The sequence below is a fragment of the Cytobacillus sp. FSL H8-0458 genome (assembly GCF_038002165.1).
Classification (GTDB): Bacteria; Bacillota; Bacilli; order Bacillales; family Cytobacillaceae; genus Cytobacillus.
This window is the reverse complement of record NZ_JBBOBR010000001.1, coordinates 214006-239369: the sequence shown is the minus strand read 5'-3', so window position 1 is coordinate 239369 and position 25364 is coordinate 214006. Positions and strand designations below refer to the sequence as shown.

At 41.7% G+C, this 25364-nt stretch carries 21 protein-coding genes, 1 pseudogene and 1 other annotated feature; of the genes and pseudogenes, 1 reads left to right on the top strand and 21 read right to left on the bottom strand.

Translation table 11 applies throughout. The annotated features are described in order from the left end of the window. Positions 1-215: 215 nt before the first annotated feature. From NYE23_RS01075 to NYE23_RS01005, 15 genes are all read right to left on the bottom strand, one after another. Positions 216-1670, bottom strand: coding sequence for an Rne/Rng family ribonuclease (locus NYE23_RS01075; protein ID WP_341074891.1), 1455 nt, complete (start codon positions 1668-1670; stop codon positions 216-218). Between the two features lie 54 nt (positions 1671-1724). Further along, positions 1725-2591, bottom strand: a complete 867-nt coding sequence (locus NYE23_RS01070) for a M50 family metallopeptidase (protein ID WP_341074890.1) — start codon at positions 2589-2591, stop codon at positions 1725-1727. Continuing rightward, positions 2584-3360, bottom strand: coding sequence for a M23 family metallopeptidase (locus NYE23_RS01065; protein ID WP_341074889.1), 777 nt, complete (start codon positions 3358-3360; stop codon positions 2584-2586). The genes NYE23_RS01070 and NYE23_RS01065 overlap by 8 nt, the downstream gene beginning before the upstream one ends. 134 nt (positions 3361-3494) lie before the next feature. Beyond that, on the bottom strand, positions 3495-4298 hold the full coding sequence (minD, locus tag NYE23_RS01060; protein WP_048010998.1) for a septum site-determining protein MinD: 804 nt from the start codon (positions 4296-4298) through the stop codon (positions 3495-3497). 1 nt (position 4299) lies between these two features. Next, positions 4300-4977: a septum site-determining protein MinC gene (minC, locus tag NYE23_RS01055; RefSeq protein ID WP_048010999.1), complete on the bottom strand. Its 678-nt coding sequence runs from the start codon at positions 4975-4977 to the stop codon at positions 4300-4302. 257 nt (positions 4978-5234) lie between these two features. Continuing rightward, on the bottom strand, positions 5235-5750 hold the full coding sequence (gene mreD / locus NYE23_RS01050; RefSeq protein ID WP_341074886.1) for a rod shape-determining protein MreD: 516 nt from the start codon (positions 5748-5750) through the stop codon (positions 5235-5237). Further along, complete coding sequence (gene mreC, locus NYE23_RS01045) at positions 5747-6631, bottom strand: rod shape-determining protein MreC (protein WP_341074883.1); 885 nt, start codon at positions 6629-6631, stop codon at positions 5747-5749. Before mreC ends, mreD begins: the two co-directional genes overlap by 4 nt. Positions 6632-6807: 176 nt before the next feature. Next, positions 6808-7830: a rod shape-determining protein gene (locus NYE23_RS01040; protein ID WP_035331317.1), complete on the bottom strand. Its 1023-nt coding sequence runs from the start codon at positions 7828-7830 to the stop codon at positions 6808-6810. Positions 7831-7990: 160 nt separating this feature from the next. Continuing rightward, entirely contained in the window at positions 7991-8680 is a 690-nt protein-coding gene (radC, locus tag NYE23_RS01035) for a RadC family protein (RefSeq protein ID WP_048011002.1), read from the bottom strand. 51 nt (positions 8681-8731) lie between these two features. Next, positions 8732-9304, bottom strand: coding sequence for a Maf family protein (locus NYE23_RS01030; RefSeq protein ID WP_341074881.1), 573 nt, complete (start codon positions 9302-9304; stop codon positions 8732-8734). A 232-nt stretch (positions 9305-9536) separates the two neighbouring features. Continuing rightward, positions 9537-10616, bottom strand: coding sequence for a hypothetical protein (locus NYE23_RS01025; protein WP_341074880.1), 1080 nt, complete (start codon positions 10614-10616; stop codon positions 9537-9539). Positions 10617-10856: 240 nt separating this feature from the next. Then, positions 10857-11609, bottom strand: coding sequence for a prepilin peptidase (locus NYE23_RS01020; RefSeq protein ID WP_341074879.1), 753 nt, complete (start codon positions 11607-11609; stop codon positions 10857-10859). 282 nt (positions 11610-11891) lie between these two features. Next, positions 11892-13541 carry a sensor domain-containing diguanylate cyclase gene (locus tag NYE23_RS01015; RefSeq protein ID WP_341074877.1) on the bottom strand — a complete coding sequence of 550 codons (1650 nt, stop codon included), beginning with the start codon at positions 13539-13541 and terminating at the stop codon, positions 11892-11894. A 131-nt stretch (positions 13542-13672) separates the two neighbouring features. Then, positions 13673-15004: a bifunctional folylpolyglutamate synthase/dihydrofolate synthase gene (locus NYE23_RS01010; protein ID WP_341074876.1), complete on the bottom strand. Its 1332-nt coding sequence runs from the start codon at positions 15002-15004 to the stop codon at positions 13673-13675. A gap of 70 nt (positions 15005-15074) precedes the next feature. Beyond that, positions 15075-17720, bottom strand: a complete 2646-nt coding sequence (locus NYE23_RS01005; protein ID WP_341074875.1) for a valine--tRNA ligase — start codon at positions 17718-17720, stop codon at positions 15075-15077. Between the two features lie 55 nt (positions 17721-17775). Then, positions 17776-18032: a binding site (T-box leader), on the bottom strand. A 223-nt stretch (positions 18033-18255) separates the two neighbouring features. Here NYE23_RS01005 and NYE23_RS01000 point away from each other — a divergent pair. Beyond that, positions 18256-18447, top strand: a complete 192-nt coding sequence (locus NYE23_RS01000; protein ID WP_019380294.1) for a hypothetical protein — start codon at positions 18256-18258, stop codon at positions 18445-18447. Between the two features lie 13 nt (positions 18448-18460). On the opposite strand, the pseudogene ysxE reads toward NYE23_RS01000, so the two are convergent. The 6 genes and pseudogenes from ysxE to hemC form a co-directional block, all read right to left on the bottom strand. Then, positions 18461-19519: pseudogene (gene ysxE, locus NYE23_RS00995) on the bottom strand (spore coat protein YsxE). Between the two features lie 94 nt (positions 19520-19613). Next, the gene (spoVID, locus tag NYE23_RS00990) at positions 19614-20873 is read right to left on the bottom strand and encodes a stage VI sporulation protein D (RefSeq protein ID WP_341074874.1); all 1260 of its coding nucleotides are present in this window, start codon (positions 20871-20873) and stop codon (positions 19614-19616) included. A 415-nt stretch (positions 20874-21288) separates the two neighbouring features. Beyond that, positions 21289-22575 (bottom strand): glutamate-1-semialdehyde 2,1-aminomutase, encoded by a 1287-nt coding sequence (gene hemL, locus NYE23_RS00985; RefSeq protein WP_341074873.1) that lies wholly within the window; start codon positions 22573-22575, stop codon positions 21289-21291. Between the two features lie 55 nt (positions 22576-22630). Continuing rightward, a complete protein-coding gene (gene hemB / locus NYE23_RS00980; protein ID WP_341074872.1) occupies positions 22631-23611 on the bottom strand; it encodes a porphobilinogen synthase in 981 nt (326 codons plus the stop codon). Next, on the bottom strand, positions 23611-24390 hold the full coding sequence (locus NYE23_RS00975) for a uroporphyrinogen-III synthase (protein ID WP_341074871.1): 780 nt from the start codon (positions 24388-24390) through the stop codon (positions 23611-23613). Before NYE23_RS00975 ends, hemB begins: the two co-directional genes overlap by 1 nt. Then, complete coding sequence (gene hemC / locus NYE23_RS00970; RefSeq protein ID WP_341074869.1) at positions 24387-25322, bottom strand: hydroxymethylbilane synthase; 936 nt, start codon at positions 25320-25322, stop codon at positions 24387-24389. The genes NYE23_RS00975 and hemC overlap by 4 nt, the downstream gene beginning before the upstream one ends. Between the last annotated feature and the right edge of the window lie 42 nt (positions 25323-25364).

The following is a 25364-nucleotide window of genomic DNA, read 5'->3' as shown; positions in this document are numbered from 1 at the left end:
TGCCCAGGGACGACAAGCATAAGACGAGCCCTGCAAGAAGGTGTTCTTTCCTTCTGGAAGGGATTGGCTAGTCTTTCGTCCCTGGGAGCCGCAACTAGACAAGCTTGTGACCTCGAGGGGGTAGGCGCTGGAGCTAGACAGTTACCGAAGTTCAAAGTTATACTTTCTTATCTGTTAAAAAAGCAGGCGGGTCGCTTAACCCAGCCTGCTTTGAACTATTCCAGCTCATTAGCACTGCCAAACTTTCGGATTTCATAAAACGGCCTGCTATTTTCCTTAATGGAAAAAATAATCTTTAAGCCAATACTGTCTTCGATTCTTTTTTTATGGTCATCATTTTCCCCTGAGAATACCGCTGCTGTGTCTGTGGTGGTTTCGATCAGGACAGCTTCATGGTCATTGCCGCGATGTTCCCACAGTTCTCTTTCCAGCCTGAAGGCAATGGTCTCAGCACTCAGCACTCTTCCGGTGCCCTCGCATACTTGGCACCTTTCGGTAAGTGATTCCGAAATGGCCGGTCGTGTTTTTTTGCGGGTCATCTGAAGAATTCCAAGGGGAGAGAAACCAACAAGATTCGTGCGTCTTTCATCTTTTTTCAGCGCGTTTTCCATTATGGCAAGAATATGCTTCCTATCGGATGCTTCTTTCATATCGATAAAATCGATTAGGATCATGCCGCCAATATCCCGGAGCCTGATCTGTCTTGCAGCTTCTTCGGCCGCCATTTCATTGGTTTTTAGCACAGTGTCCCTGCGGTCCTGTTTACCGGCGAACTTCCCGGTATTGACATCGATGACTGTTAAAGCTTCTGCTTCATCAAAAATAAGATATGCCCCATTTTCAAGCCATACAATTCGTTTCAGCGCCTTATCAATTTCAGCTTCGGCATTAAAAGCAGAGAAGATATTTTCCTTGCCCGTGTACAGCTGAATTGGCAGGCCCGTGTTTTTTACGAGCACATTCTTCAGTGATAAATCGTCCACGGCGATTTCACCGTCAGCCATTTTCTTCGCTTCTTCGATTATTTCCTTAATAAAAGAATCCGCTTCATACACTTTTCCCGGTTTTTTTTTCATTTCCGCTTCCCTTAAAAGGTCCCTGTACTCCAGCCTGAGCTTTTCCAGTTCATCCATAAGTTCATTCTCTTTCCTGCTGACGCAGGATGTTCTGAAAATCAGACCTTCATTCTCTTCTTTAGCGCGATAGCCAAATTGACGCCAGTTTTCTCTTGCTTTACTATCCTCAATTTTCTTGGAAACAGCAACATAACGGCCGTTTGGCATATATATCAATGACTCTCCTGAAAATTCAATCAAACCTGACAATCTTGGTCCTTTCGTTCCCGCAGCGTCCTTTTCAACTTGAACAAGTATTCTTTCTCCCTGATGGACAAAGGAAGAAATACTCCGTTTTTCCTTTACTTGCAGATCCTCGGCAGAACTAACATAGGATGCCAGTTTGTCGCGGTGAAGGAATCCGCTTTGATCTTCACCTATCTCTACAAAAGCTGCATTCAATCCAGGCATTACTTTTGCAACGGTGCCTAAGTATATATCCCCAACTGATGAACGATGCTTCGGCTGGTCAATAAATAGCTTTTCGACCCTATTATCTTTTAAATGCACAAACCGTCGCTCTCTTGATGCATAATTTACAACTAACTTATTCAAAACGATTTCCTCACTTTAAAACATTATTTATTCATGTTAATCAAAAATTGCTCTTCAGTAAACATAAAGCAAATCCCCTATTTTAGCTGTCAGCACTTTTTCCGCAAAGCATGCGTGCAGCAGTTCATTTTCATCTAATGCACCCTTTTCTTTCCCGTCCTTTTCAACAATGATGGGGTGCTTGCATCCTCGCTGAAATCTTTCCAGTACGTCAATAACCAATTCCTCTTCCCGGACAACGATTGGCTTCAATGTCCGAAAGTCGCTGTGCTTCCCATAATACCTTTCGAGAAGAAAACGGATAAACACGAACCGGCTCTGCTTCCATTCATGATATAGCGAAAACACCAAAAAAGCGAGGATTACCCATATATTCAAGTTAACCGGAGAGGTCAGCAAAGTTATTATTATGAAACTGATTAGACCCGCAGCCGAAACGTAAAGTGTTTTTCTGTGCGCTTCCGGAAATGCCTGATTAAGAGAAAGCCATAAGAAAACAAGCTTTCCTCCATCCAATGGCCAGACAGGGAGCAGATTAAAAATTAATATCATCAAATTAAATTGAATAAACAGATGAAAAATATCAGCAGACAGCCAGGATAGCTCATAAAATAACAGCGCCGCCCCCATCATCCATATATGCTGAAGCGGCCCTGCTATAATGACTATAATCTCCTCTTTCAGCGGCCGGTTCCCGTGTTCATCCATTTCCGCTACACCGCCAAATGGCAGGAGGGCAATCTTTTTTATTCTCCATGAATAAAAGGATGCAGCAGCGGCATGGCCCATTTCATGAACAAAGATAATCAGGAGCAGCATGCATAATTCCATAAAATGAGCAGTCGCAACAGACAGTCCGATAATCGCCCATAACAAAGGATGAATATGAATATGTGTAATTAATCCTGTTATTTTATTCAAATGGGATCACCTGGATCGGATCTATAAAATCATCATCTTTTTTAATCGCGAAATAAAACGACCCTTTTTCTCCATCACCAGCATCACCCGCCGTACCAATACCGGTTCCTTTTTCGACATATTGATATAAATTCACATTAATTTCAGCCAAATTGCCATACCAGGACTCACTTTTATCACCATGCTGAATAATGACCGTATTTCCGAAACCATCTTTCTTTCCAGCGAACCGCACAAGTCCTTCACTCATTGCTTCAATGGAAGCTTCCTTTCCTGTTTCGATTGTTATTCTCTGTCCATTATCATCAAATTCTTCCAGGATCTTCGCAGAAGCAGGCAATGCATATTCGCTGTTTTCTTCAACGTTCTTCTCATCACTTTTGCCATCTGAAAATGGCAGCAGGGCCAGCGGTTTGCCAAATTGTTCTTCATACCAGCCGGAAACTGCGGCGAATTGAAAATCTTTCTCCATTGCTGTCTTTACAAAATCTCTTGCAGGATCAAAAGTCGCTGCCTGGTTTTTAAAAAGAATGGCAGCGAATAAAAAAATACAGGCAGAAGCAAGCAATTTGAAAAGAAATAATTCCTTGCGAAATAATGGATGGTTTCCCTCTTCAAGCTTGCTTTCGTATGATGGCAGCTTATTAAACCCGTACCGCTCTTCATCTTCTGTCCAAAGAACCGTTGAATCTTTCTTTTTCGAGAATCTCTCTTTGTCCTTTTTTCTCCGCTCGATTCTCTTGCGTATTTCATCCGCTCTAGAATTCATGATATCCCCACCATTTCTATATAACTCTATTTGTACAAGTTTATGAGTTGTCCAAATAGAGTATGACTTGAAGTGGTGTCTTGAACAAAAAATAAACCGGAGATGGCTCCCCGGCTTTGGTTCAATAGTAATTATTATTTTACTCCAAAAAACTTTTTTAGTTTTGAAAATACACCCTTATTCTCTTCTTCCAGAGGCTGAAGGGGTACAGCTTCACCAAGGATTCTGCGGGCGATATTACGGTAGGAAACCGAAGCCTTGCTGTTAGGGTTTAAAGCAATAGGCTCACCATGATTCGATGCCTTGATTACTTCATCATCATCTGCCACAATTCCGATTAAATCAATCGACAAATGCGCAGTTATTTCATCCACATCAAGCATGTCGCCATTTTTCATCATATGGCTTCTTATTCTATTTATTATCAGTTTAGGAGCCTCTACATTTTCTTCTTTTTCAAGCAAGCCGATAATCCGGTCGGCATCACGTACTGCTGAAACTTCCGGAGTGGTTACAACAATTGCTTTATCTGCACCGGCAACCGCATTTTTGTACCCCTGCTCTATTCCAGCAGGACAGTCTATGACAATATAGTCATAATCCTGCTTTAATTCGTCGACCAGCTTTTTCATCTGTTCTGGTGTAACAGCCGTCTTATCACTTGTTTGAGCAGCAGGAAGCAAATACAGCAGATCTTCAAACCGTTTGTCTTTAACCACAGCCTGATGTATTTTGCACCGGCCTTCCACTACATCGACCAGATCATAAATAATGCGGTTTTCAAGCCCCATTACCACATCAAGATTTCGAAGGCCAATGTCTGTATCCACCAGGCACACTCTTTTTCCCTGAAGGGCCAGAGCAGTACCCACATTTGCGGAAGTAGTCGTTTTTCCGACTCCGCCTTTTCCGGACGTAATGACAATCGCTTCTCCCATCCTAGCTTCCCCCTTGCAATCTAGTTATATTTGGTCTCAGATGCATCAAAACTTGTAATCTATCTACTGTAATTTGATCATTTTCATCAATGTAAGCACATTCCATTTCCCGTTTTTCTTCCTCCTGATCATTGTCAGGGGCACGGTTAATACAATTGCTGATCCTTAACTGGGACGGCTTCATAAGCGAAGCTACCACCACGGCTTCATTATTTCCATGGCATCCGGCATGGGCTATGCCTTTAAGCGCCCCCATAACAAAGATGTTTCCTCCTGCCATAACAGTGCCCCCTGGATTTACGTCTCCGATAAGAAGCAAATCTCCAGGAGTTTCGAGAACCTGCCCCGAACGAATCACCTTCGCAACAGATACAATTTCGTTTTCTTCCTTCTGTTTTTCAGCTTCTTCTTTGGTAATGACATTGGAGCTTATAGACTCAACGATCAGGTTCTTCTTTTGCCTGATTAACTCCTTCAATTCTTCCTGCTGCTCTTCTGTGAGATAACGGTTGCCGACTTGCACCCTCACGGAAAGAAGCCGGTCTTCAACAGATCTGGAGTTTTCTGAAAGCTTTCTGTCAAGCTCTTTCTTCAATTCTCCATAAGAGCAGGAATCATCAAGATGCAAAGTCAGTCCATCTTTCGTGCCTTTTATAGTAACGTTTTGGTTTTTTTTCATTTCAAGATGTTCACCTCAATGATAAGAAACACATTCGTGCTGATGCACTCTATTTTAAGCAGGCTTTAACTTCAAATACAGCCTGCGGAGAAATTTTATAAGAAATATGTCGATTTTCCTTATCCTTATTTACCCATAAAGGTAGAATTCGACAGAAACCTTCTAAATCCCTTTTTTACTGAAAATTATTCATTTAAAAGAAACCGGAGTAAATCCGGTTTCTTTGTCTCATTGTGAAATTATATCACTTCAAACAATTATTCGTTTAAGCTGTCTGCAAATTTTTCAGAAAGTCTTTTTAATGGGTAGACAGCTATAATAATAAAAATGGCATTCAATATCAGAGTGGGCAAGAGACGGGACGAAAGAAAGACTGCAAATTCCATATCCGTATGGTGAATTAGTAAGTTCATCTGGTAGACACCGGCCTCAAGGAGGGTGATGCCCAAAAGCACAATTATGGAAGCCATCACTATATTCATCTGAAGAATTCTCATTAGTTTGGTTGTAATAAAAGCAATGACCGGAAATAGAAACAAATAAATGCCGATAATTTCAACATACACAATATCAAAAAGCAGCCCGAATAATAGGCCGTAAATAATTCCGTGCTTTTTTGAGCCAAAAATAGTCAAAAAAAGCAATGCAGCCATCAGAAAGCGGGGAACTGCTATTTTTCCGCTGCCTAATAAATCATGCGGAGTTACTTGAACAAATATGCTTTCACCAATAAATAAGGCCAGGAGAATGAGAGGAAGAAGGAATCTTCTCACAGTTCCTCCTCCTTCTCATCAACCATTTCCATTAGTTCAGGCTGTGATGCCCCTCTTTTAACGACCATTACATGTCCGATATCATAGAAGTCTGCTCCTGGCTTAACATATGCGGTTTGTGTCAGACCAAATTCATCTGGAACAACATCTACAACCTTCCCAATCGGAAGGCTCTCAGGGAAAACACCGCCCAGACCTGATGTAATAACGTTTTGATCCTTTTCAACCTTCGCATCATAAGGAATCTTCTTAAGCAAAAGAAGACCTTTATCATCATCATAGCCTTCAATCAGACCGAAAAAGTTTTTCTCGCCTGCCTGAATCTTAGCTGAGATGCGATTGGTCGGATCCATTGAACTAAGAAGCTGGACGGTTGAAGTAAATGTATTGCTGCTTTTTACTTTGCCAATCAGGCCTTTTGAGGTAATGACCGCCATGTTCGGTTCAATTCCGGCATTTTTCCCCTTATTGATAATAAGCAATTCATGCCATCTGTCGGGATTTCTGCCTATTACTGTTGCCTGCTTTGGTTCAAATTCACTTAAAGAATCTTTCTTATCCAAAATCTCTCGAAGTTCTGTGTTATCCTTTTTCAGCCTCTGAACCTCAGACTCAAGTCTTGCAAGTTCATCCAGCCTTGTCTTCAGATCTTTATTCTCTTTGTATGTATTTTGCAAGTCTTCGACATTTTCAAAGAATCCCGCCACATAATTCACAGGGCTGGAAACAGCATTTTGTATAAACCCGGTAGTATCTTTTAAAAATTGTTCAGGCCAGGTCAAATTTTCTCTATCCTTTAAAGAAAATCCAATCAATGCCACGAGAATAATAATGCTGACAAGCAAAATAATCAGGCGTTTGTTCAGAAAGAACTGTGGCATTCTTTACACCTCGAATAGTATTTTTTCAGGAAATCATGTGCCATTTAGGCACTGCTCAACAAAATATAACATATATCTGCAAAGATATCATTTGAAGCTCAATAAAAAACCAAATTTGAGCCCATACACTTTAAAGAAGTGAATGGGCTTTATTATTTTACTTATTCAGAACTCTATTATCTGGATTCTTTAGCTTTTGTTTTGAATAAATCGATATGGTCAAGAGCTTTTCCGGTACCTATTGCAACACAGTCCAATGGGTTTTCTGCAATAAGGACAGGCATTTTCGTTTCTTCGCTGATCACCTTGTCCAGATTGCGCAAAAGCGCTCCTCCGCCAGTCAGGACAATGCCCCGGTCCATAATATCTGCTGCCAGTTCAGGAGGGGTTTTTTCAAGAGTATTTTTTACTGCATCCACAATCGCATATACTGTATCATTCAATGCTTTTGAGATTTCTTCAGCAGTAATTTCAATTGTTTTTGGCAAGCCTGTCAACAGATCGCGCCCGCGAATTTCCATGTTTTCGACGCCTTCCGGATCACCGGCAGAGCCTACCTCCACTTTAATTGTTTCTGCTGTACGGTCACCGATCATCAGGTTGTAATTTTTGCGGATATAATTGATAATCGCATCATCCATTTCATCACCGGCAATGCGGATCGATTGGCTAGTAACAATTCCGCCCAAGGAAATGATCGCTACTTCAGTAGTTCCTCCACCAATATCAACTACCATGCTTCCTGTAGGTTCCCAAACAGGCAGATTAGCTCCGATTGCTGCGGCAAACGGCTCTTCGATGGTATAAGCATCCCGGGCGCCTGCCTGGCGGGTTGCATCGACAACAGCGCGCTCTTCAACGGCTGTAATGCCTGATGGCACACAAACCATTACATACGGCTTCCCTGAGAAGAAACCCTTATTTTTATTGGCTTGTTTTATATAATATTTCATCATGACAGCGGTGGTCTCATAATCCGCAATAACGCCATCCTTCATTGGACGCAGCGCAACAATATTGCCGGGAGTACGGCCGATCATATTTTTAGCGTCATTTCCGACGGCTACAATATTTTTAGTATCTGTCTGCAGTGCCACTACTGACGGCTCTCTGACAACAATTCCTTTTCCTTTAACATAGACAAGTGTATTAGCTGTTCCTAAATCTATTCCAAGGTCTCTAGTACCGATTCCAAACATAAATGGTATCTCCCTTTCTGATACAAATTGCTCATTTTCCTAAGTAAGGTATTTTAATGGAATTTTCTTTTATTTTTCTAGTACAATCCGCCTCCAAAATGCAAGGCATCTCAAAAATCATAACCAATATTATAGCGTAACGTCAAACAAAAACATAGTGTTATAAATACCCTTTTTCCTTTAAACTGACAAATTTATTTTCACCGATGATCAGATGGTCCAGCACATCGATGCCGATTATTTTTCCGGACTCTGCAAGTCTTTTGGTTACTTCAATGTCTTCCCTGCTTGGAGTCGGATCGCCGCTCGGATGATTATGAATGCAGATGATCGACGCAGCCGATCTGCGAAATGCCTCCTTAAAGACCTCTCTGGGATGAACAATTGAAGCGTTCAGGCTCCCAATAAAGATGGTCTGCTTATGAAGCACCTGATTTTTTGTATTTAAATAAAGGCATACAAAATGTTCCTGAGACAAAAATCGCATTTCATGCATGACATAATTTGCCCCATCCTCAGGCGAACGGATAATATATCTGTCATCATATGTGAGCTTTGAAATCCTCCGGCCAATTTCAACTGCTGCCAGCACTTGAATTGCCTTTGCCGATCCTATTCCTTTAATGGCTGTTATTTCATCCAGGGATGCATCCTTTAACAGCCGAAGTCCTTCAAAATGGGTAAGAAGCCTATTGGCTAATTGCAGAACAGATTCATCTTTCGTGCCTGTTCTGAGTAATATCGCTATCAGCTCATGATTGGACAAGCTCTCTGGACCATTTTGGACAAAGCGCTCACGAGGGCGCTCATCCTGTGGGAAATCTTTAATTAATAGAGAATCTGTTTGCATATTGTCCTCCCTAAACTTTGGGGTCAGGGAGCTGAAGATGAATGAAGTATATTAAGGAAGCGAATACCCCGCTTTCCTCAGTTCACGAACCGTTCTGGAGACAGGAAGACCGACAACAGAGAAATAATCTCCGCTTATACTTTTTACAAGCATGCTGCCAATGCCTTGTATCCCATATGCCCCTGCCTTGTCAAAGGGTTCACCGGTGCCAATATAAGAGTTAATTTCTTCATCTGTTAACTCCCAGAACACCACATCGGTTTTTTCATAAAATGTAATTGCATTTTTTTCAGGCGTCATGATGGATACACCTGTGTAAACAGAATGAGTGGTTCCAGACAGACTTTTCAGCATAGTGAAGGCTTCCTTGCTGCTGCCTGGCTTTCCTAAAACAGTGCCTTCCTTAACAACAACTGTATCTGATCCAATTACATATGAATCAGGATGGTTATTAAATACAGCCTTTGCCTTTCTATGGGCAAGCTCCTTCACGATCTCTCCTGGTTTCAGCACTGGATCAAAACTTTCATCGACATCACTGCTGGAGACTTCAAATTGCAAATGAAGATTTTCAAGAAGTTCTTTTCGCCGCGGGGAAGAAGAGGCTAAAATGAGGTTTTGCATATAATCACCTTACCTTTATTGTATCAAATTGGGAGATACAGGTTAATCGTATCAAAAAAATGCCAGACAAACAATTTTAAAGAAGTAATTTACGAAATTTTCATCATAAAATATCGAATAATGACAAAAAGAAAGAGTCTGTCTAAATTTCCCGAACAGACTCCACTTAATATGTGATATTTCCCAGAAAATATTCGAATCGGATAACATTATGGCACAATATGCCGGGTCCTTACTGCCCGCCTGACTGAAGCAGTGACTGATAAGCTGCAAGAAACCCCAGCAGGTGCTCCTGAATTTTACCTGCTGATTCAGCATCACCTGACTGCTGGTATATGTCTATTTGCTTTGAAGCATTCAATAGTTCTTCTCTAACTGAAATCAGGCTCTTATTTTGAATTTGATCGGCCTTAAGTTCATTCACTGTCTTGATGTGGCTTTCTATTTTCTCAGCCGTTTCTGGAGTTATAGAGCTGCCGAGAGAGGCACTGGCTGCACCTTCTGAAAGGCTTTGATATAAAGCAGGAGCCTTTTCAGCCATTTTTTTCTCTTCGGCATTCATCCCTGCAATTGCTTTACCTTCAAAGGCAACTTCTTTTGCAAAAACATCAATTCCTTCGCTTTTCAGATCGGCGCCTATTTCCTTGGCCTCATCAAGACTGCCTGATACCCCTAAAAAAAGAAAAGTCTGCTCTCCCATTTTTATTGATTGGCTATAAATCCCTTTTTGAGAATTGGCTTCCTGGATTTGCTGCGCTGCTTCACTGTTTGAAAAAACGCCGCCTTGAACTACATATGTTGTAATTGTTTCTAAATCTGCTGCTGCAGCATGTGTCTGCTGATTTTCTGCTGCAGGCGTTTCATTAATTGGAGGCGCCACAGTTTCAGCTGCCTGATCAGTAAATACCAGTTTTAGCATGATGAACCCGAAGCTAGTCCCCAGCAGAACAGCAAAAAAGACAGCAAAAAAAATGGATGTTAAGAATCCTTGCTTATTTCTTCCCCGGAATTTCCTGGCCAGTGTACTCAGCCCATTTTTAGCTGGTGATTTAGGAGGAGCTGCTATTTTATATTCCTTTATATCCGCATCTTCCGTTTCCTCAGGAAGAATCCAGTCAAAGCTGTCATCCGCCTCTTTGCCGGCCGCTGTTTGTATGGAAGCGAAAAATTCAGTTTGTTCCTGTTTTTTCTGCTTATCCAGCTGTCTCAGATCCCATGCTTTTTCCATTATTTCTTCCTTTTTCTCCTGAAACGGACGGTCCTTGCCATTTATCTTAATCGTGATTGTTTTTTCGCTTTTAGGCTTGTCCACATCTCATCCTCCCTTCCGCACCGTTTCCTGAATTGTTTTCATCCTAACATAATGAAAAAAAAAAATAACAAGACTTTTGTCGTCTTGTTAAGGAAGGATTTCGTCAAATTTTTCATTTGGATTTTCAGTTAATCAACTGTTATTAAATAAGGATCTAATTTATTTATGGGGATTCCTTCATTGCCAATAGAAAAAATGACAGATTTTTATACTCAATAACTTCTTGAATACTGAGAATCTCTATAGAACTGCTTGAAAGTACCATTCTATCAATTCATTTCCATAAAAATATGCAATTATTGTTCCCAAACCAATAAAAGGACCGAATGGAATTGGTTTCCCCTTTTTCACAACCCCTATTAGCATACCTAATCCACCTAGAAATGCGCCAAACAAAGTGGCTAGAAAAAACGAAAGCAAAACAAGCTTCACACCTAAAGCGATACCAATAACTAAGTATAGCTTAATATCACCTCCACCCATGCCTCCATTACTGATTACAGCTATAAATAAAAGCATTAAAAAACCAAATATCCCACCTGCCAAACTGTCCCACCAAGGAGAAAGAGGAATAAGAATACGTTCTGCTGTAAGGATTGCACCAAAAACTAAGAGAATTTTATTTGGAATAATCATATAATTATAGTCAGATACAAATATAATGACCATTAGAGAAATTAGTGTCCAGGCAACAATCAACTCGGAAGTCCACCCTAAAATTAATGGAGCAGCAGCAAACAAAATACCTGACGAAAACTCTACTGCCGGATATAAGCCTGAAATTGACACCTTACAGCGCCTGCATTTTCCACCTAGAAATACAAAAGAAAGAATTGGGACAAGCTCCAAATATGATAAAGTATGCTTACAGTGTTTACAATGTGACCTCGGTTTTACTATTGATTGATTTTCAGGAACTCTTAGGCCAACTACGTTGAAGAAGGATCCAAGTATGGTACCAAATAAAAATAATAGTATTAAGAGATTTTGCATAAATATTAACACGTCGGCGCAGGCAAAAGAAAGCTGATTTCCTCGGTTCCCTATTTTATATAGGGGTCCTCAAAATATTGTTATATGCCCGCAGCTTGCCCCTCCTCTAAAATTCGTAAAACAAAAATTAGATCAATTGAATATGACTAACAGTATATGTGCAATCTTTATGAACTTCAATGATGTATATCACTAACTATCCATACACTATAAAAACAATATATTTTATAGTAAAAGGATTTATTTCTGCATAAAAAAATCCTTTTGACAGGCAAAAGGATTTTACTTCACATATTCCGCAACCCTATTCCTCCCAGCCCGCTTAGCTCCAACATATAATGCTCTGTCAGCATGGCGTATGAGGGCCAGTGAATCATCGGCATCTTCGGGTGCAGCAGCTACCCCAATAGAAGCGGTTATATATACTTTTGTGCTGCTGTTTCTTCCATCGATGTTCTGTTTGAGTATAAATGGACGGTTGGCAATGGTCTGCCTGATAAGCTCGGCCCAGCCTATTGCATCTTCCTTGCTGGTATCAGGCATCAAGACAATAAATTCCTCGCCGCCATACCGGGCAGCAATTCCGGCCGTATCAATCAAATTTGTCAGCCGATCAGCCAGTTCACAGAGGATTTCATTTCCGCTCTGATGCCCATAAGTATCGTTCACTTTTTTAAAATGATCGATATCGAGTATGATGAGTGAGAGGAGGTCCCTTGAACCATTTTGCAATCTGCTGAACTCTTCCTTTAGTTTCGCTTCAATATAACGGTAATTGTATAGTTTCGTTAACGCACAGCGCTCGCTTTTGGCTTTTGTTTCTTCATAGTGCCTGGCATTCTCAATGGCAATTGCAAAATGCGAACATAATATATCGACAATCATGAGCTGCGACTTTTCATATGCCCTCTTTTTTGTTGAGGAAAGCAGCAGACCCCCCAATACTTCATTACTTCGGACTATCGGAACACAAAGGATGCTCTCAGCATCTTCAGGCAAGAATTCCTTAGCAATGTTTTTCCATTTCTTTTTCGAATGAAAAAGGGCAGATTTTCTGGTATCTAAAACCAATCCGCTGATTCCCTCATTTTTTTTGGTAGGCATAAGATCATTCGGCTTAATTAGTTCATGCTCTATCCGGAAAATGGAGTGAAGTTCACCATTATCTTTAATATCAAGGATATAGGCATAATCAACAGGAATCATGTCGCTCAATTTCAAAATAAAAAGCTCCATAACCTCATTCACATCAAGGCGCTCGGCCATTTGATGGCTTATTTCTGAGGCTTTTTGAAGGTAATCAATCACCTTTTCACTTGAGTAATAAAGATGAAGTATGATTGAAAGACTTACAAATGGCACACCTACAAACAGGAGTGCAAGAATTCCCACTTCAGAATAAAGTATGTAAAGGATAAGGCCAATCGGGAATGTTATGAGTGAAGTGACTGTCTCCCATATAAGGTCTTTTTCCAGAAAGGATATTCTCCTGCCGTACAATGCAGCCTGAATTACGCTGATTAATATCTGATTTAGTGTAAAGTGAATGACCGGGTAGGCGGCCGCAACCCAGAAATACTGAGGATTGGCAATTAGATCTATGCCTGTTTTGCCTCCCATCGCAAAGTAAGCCAGCCCGCTCAAAAAAGAGACCGTAAAGAACAAAAGTGAGTTAAGCGGCAGACGAAACAGCTGATCTTTCTGTATTTTAAGTCTTAAAAGAAGTACCAGGACACCCATCTGGACCATGATCATTTCAGCAAGAAGACCAAAAGTTAAGAATACTGCCATGGAAACCCATTGAATCAAAAAGATGGGTGTATTATTGACAACCATCGGCATGGAAGAAACGAGAAACATTAAAATAAAGAAGGCAAATAAACTGATTCCCTGTCCTGAAAGGCCGGGAGGGTAAAAATGATAGGTTAGCATGGAACCTGCGGGAAATAACAGTATCCATAATAACCATATTATTTTTTTGGCTCGTGAACTAACTATCTTTTTCCCCTCCTCCAATTTATTCAGGAAAATAGTCGGATAATAAAAACATTTTATCAAATTTTCTAACTTTTGTCATATTTCCATTGATTGTTTTCCAAAAGTTTCAAAAGAGCAGGCTTCACTTCTGAGAGGAAGTAAAGGGATCCGGTTATGACAAGGACGCTGTTTTTTCCTGATTTGCACAATTCAGTCTCCAATAGCTCTTTCCAATCTGAATGAAATTGTTTCCTGCTGTTTTTGCTGAGATTATATAAATCTTCAGCTGATGCTGCTCTCGGAAAGTTAAATTCTGTAAAGGTGATGCAGTCTGCAGCAGAATCAAGCTTACTGATCATTTTATCAAGCTTTTTATCAGCCAGCGCAGCAAATACAATCTTTTTGCTTCTTTCCCCAAAACGCTTTTCCAGCTCAGCAGTTAATGCAGATATACCTTCTTCATTATGAGCTCCATCTATTACCACCAGCGGGTCATGAGATACAATTTCAAATCTGCCAGGCCAGAATGCTGTTTTCAATCCGCCTCTTATGTGTTTTTCATCTATTAAGAAAGAATAAAACTTATTTAATAGCTCTGCTGCCATTACAGCAAGGGAAGCATTTTCTGTCTGGTGTTTCCCGCTCATTCCTGTCTCAAGATCACGGAAATCCTGAAAGACTGTCTCAAGTGAGAAAAACTCACCCTGGACGAGGGATTTATGATTCGAAATAGCAAATTCCTTCCCCAGCTGATAAATCGGGGCCTTTAGGCCTGAAGCTTTATCTTGGATAACAGCGAGTGCTTCTTCCTGTTTGACAGCGGTAATAACACTGATTCCAGGTTTAATGATTCCCGCTTTTTCAAAAGCGATTTTCTCATATGTATCCCCCAGTATGGCTGTATGATCGAGCCCGATGCTTGTTATGATTGATAACACGGGATAAATGATGTTAGTGGAGTCATATCTGCCGCCAAGCCCCACTTCAAACAATACAAGATCCACCGGTCTTACATGACCAAAATATTGAAAAGCCATGGCAGTAATGATTTCAAACTCAGTTGGACCGCCAAGTTCCGTCTGTTCCAATTCAACAGCCAGCGAATATATATCATTGGCAAGCTGAACAAGATCTTCATCTCCAATTGGAGTTCCGTTTAGGGAAATACGTTCATTAAAATTCTCAAAATATGGCGATGTAAAAGTCCCGACCGAATAACCCGCCTCTTGAAGAATGGATCTTAAAAACGTAACTGTTGAGCCTTTTCCATTCGTTCCGCCAATATGAACAGACTTAATTCTTCTCTCCGGATGCCCGAGTTTTTCCATCATCCATTCCATTCTCTGAAGTCCCGGCTTCATCCCCAGTCTCAGCCTTGAATGAATCCATTCCAGTGCTTCCTCATAAGCAGTAAACATATATATGCACCTCCGTTATACAGGAAGGAAGACGAATCCTTGATGTGGACCCGCCTTCCGCAACTATTAATTATTCTCCTTTTAGCTCTCTAATGCGAGCTTCTACAGCTGCTCTCTTCTCGCTGTAGTCTTGTTCTTTTGCTTTCTCTTCTTCAATTACCTTTTCAGGCGCTTTTTTAATGAAGCCTTCGTTTGAAAGTTTCTTTTGAACACGTTCTACTTCTTTATTTAATTTATCCCATTCTTTCTGCAGTCTGGCCACTTCTTCTTCGATATTAATCAGGCCCTCAAGCGGCAGGATAATTTCTGCACCAGTCACAACTGCTGTCATCGCCTTATCAGGTGTCTCAACCTCTAAAGCCAGCACCAGTTCCTCAGGATTACAGAAGCGTTCAATATAGGCACGGTTATTTTCCAGTGTAGCAAGAATCTCCTGGTCCTTAGCCTTTACCATCATTTTAATCTTCTTGCTCATCGGCGTGTTCACTTCAGCACGGCTGTTGCGGACAGAACGGATGATTTCAACAAGCAGCTTCATTTCATTTGCTGCCTGGTTGTCTGTGTATTCATCCTTTACTGCCGGCCACTGGGCAACCGTAATGGATTCGCCTGAATGAGGAAGGTTCTGCCAGATTTCCTCTGTGATAAATGGCATAAATGGATGAAGGAGACGCATTGTGTTATCCAGAACATATGCCAGGATGGATCTCGTTGTTTTCTTGGCAGCCTCATCTTCTCCATACAGCGGAAGCTTCGCCATTTCAATATACCAGTCGCAGAAATCATCCCAGATGAAGTTGTACAGCACTCGGCCAACCTCTCCAAACTCATAGCGGTCAGACAATCTTGTAACAGTCTCGATTGTTTCATTCAAACGGGTTAATATCCATTTATCAGCAACAGACTTTTCACCGCTTAAATCAATTTCTTCGAATGTTAATCCATCCATATTCATTAGAGCAAAACGGGATGCGTTCCAGATTTTATTGGCAAAGTTCCAGGTTGCCTCTACCTTTTCCATAGTGAAGCGAAGATCCTGTCCCGGCGAGCTTCCTGTTGAAAGGAAGTAGCGGAGTGAATCGGCACCATACTGGTCTATTACATCCATCGGATCAACGCCATTTCCAAGTGACTTACTCATCTTGCGTCCCTGTGAGTCACGAACAAGACCATGAATTAATACATCCTGGAATGGACGCTCTCCTGTAAATTCGAGCCCCTGGAAAATCATTCGTGATACCCAGAAGAAAATAATGTCATAGCCTGTTACAAGGGCCGCAGTCGGATAATATCTCTTAAAGTCAGCAGAGTCAGTATCCGGCCAGCCCATCGTTGAAAACGGCCATAATGCTGAACTGAACCATGTATCTAATACATCTTTATCCTGTTCCCAGTTTTCACTATCTTCAGGAGCTTCATGACCTACGTAAACCTCACCCGTCTCCTTGTGATACCAGGCCGGGATGCGGTGTCCCCACCAAAGCTGTCGTGAAATACACCAGTCACGGATATTTTCCATCCAGCGCAGATAAGTTTTTTCAAATCGCTCCGGAACAAAGTTCACTTTTTCCTCTTTATCTTGAAGCGCGATGGCTTCATCCGCAAGAGGCTGCATTTTTACAAACCATTGTGTTGAAAGGTATGGTTCAACTACTGCACCGCTGCGCTCTGAATGGCCCACAGAATGCATATGCTCTTCAATTTTGAAAAGTACTCCTTCTTCCTGAAGGTCCTTTACGATCTGCTTGCGGCATTCAAAGCGGTCCATACCCTGGTATTTACCGGCTCTCGTGTTCATCGTGCCGTCTTCATTCATTACAAGGATTCTTTCAAGATTGTGGCGGTTTCCAATTTCGAAATCGTTTGGGTCATGAGCCGGTGTAATTTTTACTGCACCTGACCCGAAGTCCATTTCAACATAATCATCAGCAATAATTGGAATTTCCCGTCCTATGATCGGCAGTTTAACCGTCTTGCCGATCAAATGCTTATAACGGTCATCTTCCGGGTGTACTGCTACAGCTGTATCCCCAAGCATCGTTTCAGGGCGTGTAGTGGCAATTTCGATATGTCCCGAACCGTCTGTCAGTGGATATCTCATATGGTAGAAAGCACCTTGAACATCCTTATATATAACTTCGATATCAGAAAGCGCTGTTTTCGTAGACGGATCCCAGTTGATGATGTACTCGCCGCGGTAAATCAATCCTTTATTATATAGTGAAACGAAAACCTCTCTAACAGCTTTTGATAAGCCTTCATCAAGGGTGAAGCGTTCACGGCTGTAATCAAGCCCTAATCCAAGCTTTGACCATTGCTGGCGGATATGGCTGGCATATTCCTCTTTCCATTTCCATGTTTCTTCCACAAATTTTTCACGGCCTAAATCATAGCGGCTTTTGCCATCATTGCGCAGCTTTTCTTCAACCTTTGCCTGAGTGGCGATACCTGCATGGTCCATACCAGGAAGCCATAAAACATCGTATCCCTGCATACGCTTCATTCGGGTGAGGATATCCTGCAGCGTCGTATCCCATGCATGGCCGAGATGAAGTTTTCCTGTTACGTTCGGAGGCGGAATCACAATAGTATACGGCTGCTTCGTTTTGTCATCTTTTGCTTCAAAGAACTTCCCTTCCAGCCACCAGTCATATCTTCCTTTTTCAATCGCCTGCGGATCATATTTCGTCGGCATTGATAATTCATTGTTATCCATATGTCATTCTTCCTTTCTAAAAGCAATCAGCAAAAATAAAAAACTCCACTCGCCATAAAAGGACGAATGGAGTTTGCTTCGCGGTACCACCTTTTTTTCAACCAATAAAGAAAATCCGGGAAAGACATTCTTATAGTGGTTGACACTTAACCAGATAACGGATTTCCCGTCTTTTACTACTTGGCTTAAGCCTTTCGCAAAAGATGCTCTAGGGCGACCTTCCAACGGTTCTGCCTGGATAACCTTTCAGCTGCTGGTTTCCTCTCTAAAAAGGCAAATGGCCATTGTACTCTTCCCTGTCCTAGCATCGATATAAAGTTATATATAAAATATACTACCGAAAAAATACTGGTATAGTCAATAAGGATACCCCAGTTTTTTATATATTATTCACCGTCTCTATTAGAGTGCTAATAAATTTGCCCTTATTCATTGCCTGGTGCGTGGACGTTATAGAAAAAAAATGAAAATAGGCACTTTACGGAAAAATTAATCATAGGATATATAATAACATTGGGGAAAGGGGTATGCACAAATGAGAAGAAAATATAATCCATACACACTGCCTCCCTGGTTAAGAACTTTCAGGAATGTATGTGCACAATTCATTATCCCGTTCTGTGTTTTTCAAGGCATAAGAACAATATTATTGCCTACTACCTTCGATGTACTGCTGCTTTCGCTGTTCATCCTGATCGCTATCGCCTTTCATCTTCAATTGGTTTAGGAGCCCGCATCCTTCAGCTTTGGGCTCCTTCCTGTGCTTGAGCTTCTGCTGCCGCTTTTTCTTCCTGTTTTTGCCTCTCAATCTCATCGATTCACATAACAGCATATTCAATATTTTTCAAAAGCCAATACTGCCTTTGCAGATGCTGGACAGCCTTTCTTTCTCCTCTCTTTCCTTCCCCTTTATAATATTGTTCGCAAGCTTTGATAATAGGACCCGGATGAGCAAAGTAGCTTTGAAACAGCAGCATCTCGTCATCCCTGAAGGGAAAGTACTTCATATAAGTGTAAATCCATTCTACACATTCTTCCGATCTTTTTGGATATGTTTTCAGGGTTCTTGATAAAAACGGTAATAAATCATGGAGCGGCGACCCCTGTCTTGCATTTTCGAAATTTGTGAAGTAGCCATATCCCCTATCATCGTATAGAAAATGTTCAGTTGAAACTTTTCCATGAATGATGACCGTACGTGCTTTCTCACTTTCCTTTGTTTTTTCATACCAATCTTTAAATTTGTTTGTGGAGAATTTTAGTGCCTGGCTGACATCATGGTAATATAGGGAAAACATTAGTTCAAAAGGAGACATATACTCTTTTCTTTCGCAGGCTTCGATGAATCCCTCCAAAAACTCCTTTTCTTTCTCCCATTCCTGTAAGGTATTTTCGTAATGTTCGGTACGGTCTTCCTTTTTTATAGGAACTTCCCTTGAAGACAATGTGTGCAGTCTTGCCAATTCCCTAATCATCTGCTGATGCCGCTCAAATCTGTCCTCCTTTTCCTCATTAGACATCCAGGGCATTAAATAAAATAATTCATTCTGATGGAGCACAGCGTACCTTCCGTCCACCGTTGGGTAAATGGGAACTATTCTGTTATAGCCTTTTTGAAAGAGTGTTTGTACATGCCTTATGAAATCCGCTCCAAGCTGAGGCTTTATTTTCTTCAAAGCAAACACGCCTTTACTGCTGTAAATCTTCTGAACTCTCCCAAAATCCTCTACAAAATGCGGCTCTAATGAATAATGATTTAAAATGGGAGAGACTTTCTGCAGCCGATTTTTTTCTTCCACCTTAACCACTCACTTTCCAGAATGAAAAAAATATATGTTGGTAAAACGAAAATAGCTGAGCGGGTTATCAATACCTGCTCAGCCTTTTAACCTTTTAATGGGCTACCGCAACAGGAATGTACAGCACTTGCCCTTCATAAATATCCTGATTAATTTCCAGATGATTCACCCTTAATAGCTGCTGGGCCGGTATATCATATCTTTCAGCAATGGCATCAATTGTGTCGCCATTCTGCACAATGCAAACCTTGAGTTTAACATGTTCTTCTGACTCTTCCTTGCGGGCAAAAAACTCCGTTAACGACATGCTTTTCTTTTTGGAGAGTTTCTTTTTCTTAGCTTCCAGTTCTGAAGAGGATGATGATTCCTCTGTTTCCTCACCACTTTCCTGTGCAGCTGCCTGGACAGGTTTCTTTTCAAAAGAGGGGCTATCTGATTCAGATGCTTCCGTCATTTGATAAATTTCCTGTGCAGTTGGCGGTGTTTCCTCTTCACTGCGCTGAGAAGAGAACGATATTTCCGGCGCAGTTTTCTGCGTCTGTTCTTCTTGTGGCTGCTCTTGTATTACTTCAAGTGCTGCCGTCACTGCCGGTTTAATGACTTCCTGTTCTTCCGCTTCAGGTTGCTTTCTTGCTTCTGCCTCAAATGGAATATATACTTCAGCTGTTTCCAGCTGCTCTTCCTGCTGTTCCTCTTCCCGTATATCTTCCTCGGCACCAGCGAATACCTGTTCAGCGGATACCTGTTCCTCCCTTTCTTCCTCCTGTTCTTCCTGCTGATAAGATGGCCGTTCCTGCAGAATTGGCTCTTCTTCCTCTGTCTCCTCCACCGCTTCAGGAGATCTGTACAGAGGCTCTAATTCTTCAGTTTCAGTTTCGGGTTCAGTTTCTTCCTCCCATACTTGAACAGGCACATGCTGCTGATCACCATATAGTCCAGTTATGGTTAAATTAGCTGTCAGCTTCATACAGCTTCTTTCCGGCAGAACATAATCGAAGGACTCTACCGCAACGTCAATATCGTAAATGCTTTGGATTCTATTATTCGGAATGGTGATATCGACAGGAAAATAGTGTTTGAATTCACAAATTCCTTCTCCCCGTTCTTCGATGGTCTGAACGAATTTGGTAACTGCAAAATCCTCTTGTTCTTCCTCGGATGCTTCTTCATCGCTGCGTCTATACTCACCCGCCAGTTCCAGTGCTCCCTGGATTGTTACATATTGATCACTTTCCTGAATTGTTATATTGGGGTCTAACGAGATGGAAATCAGGTCTGATACTTCCTGTCCTTTTTGAAACCATACTGATTCTTCTAAAGAAAATCGTAAGCACGATGGATTCCCCTGAGACAAAGCGACTCCTCCCTTCGAATCTTTGCGTTTAATCACTATGTCATTAACAATCCTATGAGGGATGAAGATACTTTATGATTAGAAAAATAGCGCTTTAAGGGGAATATGACTAATTTAAAAAAGGTTCTTGGAATATACAGAGTAATGGAGTCTGAGATTGGTGTGTCTTCAGACAAGAAAAGCTGAGTCTGTGTTTGTGAGTCTGAAATTGGTGCACCTTCGGACAAAGAAAGCAGAAATCAGAGTTTGTGTGTCCGATGTTCATGTTGCCTTCTGACAGAACAAGCTAAAATCCGGGAAGGCTAGTCAGAACCTCGTGCTCCCATATACCAGCAAAGGGAAACACCTTTCATGATACATAACGACAAGATAAATACAAAAACACTCATCATATATGATGAGTGTCAGGTTATGCTTATTTTAATTTGGAGAATGCCTGTTCAGCAGCCAAGATTGTTTTTTCGATATCCTCATCTGTGTGGGCAGTTGAGAGGAAGAGTCCTTCGAATTGGGATGGCGGCAGGAACACTCCCTGGTTTGCCATTTCCCTGTAGTATTCAGCAAAGAATTCCAGGTTGGATGTTTTGGCTTTTTCATAGTTAATAACGTCATCATTTGTAAAGAAGATGCCGATCATGGATCCGGCACGGTTAATGGTGTGCGGGATATTATATTTTTCAGCAGCTGCTTTAAGCCCTTCTTCCAGTCTGTCCGCTTTTCTTTCAAATTCTTGGTATGAATCCGGTGTCAGCTGGCTTAAAGTTTCGAAACCGGCTGTCATGGCAAGAGGATTTCCTGATAATGTCCCTGCCTGATAAATTGGACCGCTTGGTGCAATCTGCTTCATAATTTCCGCTTTTCCGCCATATGCACCAACTGGGAGACCGCCGCCAATAACTTTTCCAAGACATGTAATATCCGGTGTCACCCCAAAGTAGCCCTGCGCACAATTGTAGCCAACTCGGAATCCGGTCATTACTTCATCAAAAATAAGCAAGGATCCGTTTTGTTCTGTAATTTCCCTTAAGCCTTCAAGGAAGCCCGGCTGTGGAGGAACGACTCCCATATTTCCAGCTACCGGCTCCACAATCACACCTGCAATATCATCTCCGAATTGCTCAAAGGCATATCTTACGCTATCAAGGTCATTATAAGGAACTGTAATTGTGTTTTTAGCAACACCTTCAGGAACTCCCGGACTGTCAGGCAGCCCCAGAGTTGCTACACCGGAGCCAGCTTTGATTAAAAGGGAATCGCCGTGGCCATGATAGCAGCCTTCAAATTTCATGATTTTATTTCGGCCGGTATATCCTCGGGCAAGTCTTAAAGCACTCATGGTAGCTTCTGTTCCGGAAGAAACCATCCGCACCACTTCTATGGATGGGACGCGTTCAATTACAAGCTTAGCAAGCTCATTTTCAATTTCAGTAGGAGCACCGAAACTTGTCCCCATTTCAGCTACCTTCTTAATACCCTCGACCACACGTTCATTAGTATGGCCCAGAATTAATGGGCCCCAGGACAATACATAATCGATATATTCATTGCCATCGATATCGTAGATTTTAGAGCCGCGTCCGCGTTCCATAAAAATGGGATCCATATTAACTGATTTAAAGGCACGTACAGGAGAGTTTACTCCTCCAGGCATCAATTCACTTGCCTCTTTAAAAGCCTTGTTGGATTTTTCATATGAGCGCATGTCATCCCTCTTTTCTATTTAATAAGAAGTTTTCAATACCTAACGGTCTATAGTTTTAGCCTTGTTCCTTAATCCACCTTGCCGCATCTTTTGCATGGTAAGTAATAATTAAATCACTTCCTGCACGCTTCATGCCTGTAAGCATTTCCATAACTATTTTCTGTTCATCGATCCAGCCGTTTTGTGCCGCAGCTTTAACCATTGAATATTCACCGCTCACATTATAAATCACAATTGGAAGATTGATGTTGTTCTTAACGTCCCGTACAATGTCCAAATAAGGCATTCCTGGTTTAACAATCAGGAAGTCTGCCCCTTCCATTAAATCAGATTCAGCTTCGCGCATTGCTTCCATGCGGTTGGCAGGATCCATCTGATATGCTTTCCGGTCGCCAAATTGCGGTGTGCTGTCAGCTGCATCACGGAAAGGACCATAGAATGCAGATGCATATTTAACTGCATAAGACATAACAGGGATATCTTCAAATCCAGCTTCATCAAGACCTGCCCGGATAGCTGCTGTAAACCCATCCATCATATTTGAAGGGGCAATAATGTCTGCTCCTGCTTTAGCCTGGCTTACAGCCGTCTGTACAAGCAGTTCCAGAGATGCATCATTCAGCACTTCTCCATTTTCAATCAAACCGCAATGGCCATGGTCGGTATACTCGCAAAGGCAAGTATCAGCAATAATGATGATTTCCGGATATTTAGCTTTAATAAATCTTGTAGCTTCCTGTACGATTCCATGATCATGATAAGCCTGCTGCCCGCAAGCATCCTTCTCTTTAGGAATTCCAAATAAAAGAACGGACTTTATTCCAAGAGAAACAACTTCGTCCATCTCCTCTTCCAGATGATCCAGCGATAAGTTGAAGATGCCCGGCATTGAAGGTATTTCTCTTTTAATGCCTTCTCCTTCTGCCACGAAAATCGGATAAATTAAATCCTCTGTACGCAAGAAGTTTTCACGGATAAGCGCTCTCATATTCGGACTTTTACGAAGGCGTCTATGCCTGTTAAATTGAAGATCCATCAGTTTTCCCTCCTGGTTTCTGCTAAGTATTTAATAATGCTCTTAAGCATGCTATGTACTGTATATTCTTCCGGAACTGCATGTACCTGCAGGCCATATTCCTCTGCACGTTCTTTAGTCACAGGGCCGATGCAGCCAACCACACTATCTTTCACAGCATTCTGAAATCCAAGCTCCTTAATAGCCCCCATAAAATGATCCACTGTGGAAGGACTGGTAAAAGGAAGAATGTCTAACCCTTTTCCTGAAAGCTGATCTCTTAACAGAATGATGCTTTCACGTGGAAAAACAGTTTTATAAACAATGATTTCATCAACATTTGCACCCTTTTCTGAGAGAGATGCTGCGATATAGTCACGTGCCAGATTTCCTTTAGGGATCAATACCTTCATCCCTTTTTCCACTAATGGCAAAAAATCCTCAACAAACCCTTCAGCAACATATTCTCCGGGCACAAACTGCACCTTTAATCCCTTATCAGCAAGCATTTTTTTTGTTTTCTCACCGATAACTGCTATTTTAGGGAAAGGGCTGCTTAGACTAAAATTCTCAAAAAAAGCATCTACAGCAGTTTTGCTGGTGAATATCACCCAGTCATAAGTATGAATTTCCTTATGGGCCTGAAATAAAGCTATATTCCGCAAAGGCTCGAAAGCAATCAGGGGGATCTCAACCGGCATCCCCCCATAGCTTCGGATAAGAGCTGAAAAGGACTGAGCCTGTTTTTTCCCTCTTGGCACCAGAACATTCATGCCTTCTAAAGGGGAAGTGCGTTTCATTGCCCGTCAAGCTCCTCTTTTACCCTGTCGATAAGTTCTTTAGCTCCCTGTTCGGTTAACTTAACAGCCACCTTTACGCCAAGCTCTTCCGGGTTTGAACCTGTCAGTGTCTCCTTATAAATCACTTTTCCATCCGGAGAACCTACAAGTCCTGTTAATTCCATTTCCCCTGTTTCATTAATTGTTGCAAACCCTGCAATCGGAACCTGGCAGCCGCCTTCCATCTTATGCAGGAACGCACGCTCTGCACGTACAGTCTGGTTCGTCTCAGTGCATGTGAATTTATCCAGCAATGCCCGAAGCTCCTTATCACTTTCACGGCACTCTATGGAAAGTGCTCCCTGGCCAACAGCCGGCACACATATTTCCGGCTCCAGGAATTCCGTAACAACATCCGATGCCCAGCCCATCCTGGATAGACCTGCTGCCGCAAGAATGATCGCATCATATTCTTCTGTTTCCAGTTTGGATAATCTGGTATCTATGTTTCCTCTGATCCACTTAATCTCCAGGTCCGGACGCTGCGCAAGCAGCTGTGCCCCTCTGCGCAGGCTGCTTGTTCCAATTACAGATCCCGGCTTTAAGTCATTCAGTTTGATATGTCCTTTTGAAATGAGTGCATCCCGATAGTCTTCTCTTTCAGGAATGCTTCCGATTGTCAGACCTTCCGGAAGAACAGCAGGCATATCCTTCATGCTATGTACAGCCATATCAATTTCTTCATCAAGCATGGCCTGTTCTATTTCCTTTACGAATAAACCTTTTCCTCCGACTTTTGAAAGAGTAACATCAAGAATTTTATCACCTTTAGTGACAATTTCCTTCACTTCAAACTCATAGGATGGATCAATGTTTTTCAATTGGCTGATCACCCAGTTGGTCTGGGTTAATGCCAGCTTGCTTCGTCTTGAACCTACGATAATTTTTCTCATGACAGCCTCCTGCAATTATGTCTGGCAGCTGAACAGCCGCCT

Excerpts from the sequence above, each read along its gene's own strand:
- NYE23_RS01005 (WP_341074875.1), bottom strand. The coding sequence starts at position 17,720 with ATGGATAACAATGAATTATCAATGCCGACGAAATATGATCCGCAGGCG.
- hemC (WP_341074869.1), bottom strand. The coding sequence starts at position 25,322 with ATGAGAAAAATTATCGTAGGTTCAAGACGAAGCAAGCTGGCATTAACC.
- hemL (WP_341074873.1), bottom strand. The coding sequence starts at position 22,575 with ATGCGCTCATATGAAAAATCCAACAAGGCTTTTAAAGAGGCAAGTGAA.
- NYE23_RS00975 (WP_341074871.1), bottom strand. The coding sequence starts at position 24,390 with ATGAAACGCACTTCCCCTTTAGAAGGCATGAATGTTCTGGTGCCAAGA.
- mreC (WP_341074883.1), bottom strand. The coding sequence starts at position 6,631 with ATGCCACAGTTCTTTCTGAACAAACGCCTGATTATTTTGCTTGTCAGC.
- NYE23_RS01065 (WP_341074889.1), bottom strand. The coding sequence starts at position 3,360 with ATGAATTCTAGAGCGGATGAAATACGCAAGAGAATCGAGCGGAGAAAA.
- hemB (WP_341074872.1), bottom strand. The coding sequence starts at position 23,611 with ATGGATCTTCAATTTAACAGGCATAGACGCCTTCGTAAAAGTCCGAAT.
- radC (WP_048011002.1), bottom strand. The coding sequence starts at position 8,680 with ATGCAAACAGATTCTCTATTAATTAAAGATTTCCCACAGGATGAGCGC.
- NYE23_RS01010 (WP_341074876.1), bottom strand. The coding sequence starts at position 15,004 with ATGTTTACTGCTTATGAGGAAGCACTGGAATGGATTCATTCAAGGCTG.
- NYE23_RS01030 (WP_341074881.1), bottom strand. The coding sequence starts at position 9,304 with ATGCAAAACCTCATTTTAGCCTCTTCTTCCCCGCGGCGAAAAGAACTT.
- minD (WP_048010998.1), bottom strand. The coding sequence starts at position 4,298 with ATGGGAGAAGCGATTGTCATTACGTCCGGAAAAGGCGGAGTCGGAAAA.
- NYE23_RS01000 (WP_019380294.1), top strand. The coding sequence starts at position 18,256 with ATGAGAAGAAAATATAATCCATACACACTGCCTCCCTGGTTAAGAACT.
- NYE23_RS01020 (WP_341074879.1), bottom strand. The coding sequence starts at position 11,609 with ATGCAAAATCTCTTAATACTATTATTTTTATTTGGTACCATACTTGGA.
- NYE23_RS01040 (WP_035331317.1), bottom strand. The coding sequence starts at position 7,830 with ATGTTTGGAATCGGTACTAGAGACCTTGGAATAGATTTAGGAACAGCT.
- minC (WP_048010999.1), bottom strand. The coding sequence starts at position 4,977 with ATGAAAAAAAACCAAAACGTTACTATAAAAGGCACGAAAGATGGACTG.
- NYE23_RS01015 (WP_341074877.1), bottom strand. The coding sequence starts at position 13,541 with ATGCTAACCTATCATTTTTACCCTCCCGGCCTTTCAGGACAGGGAATC.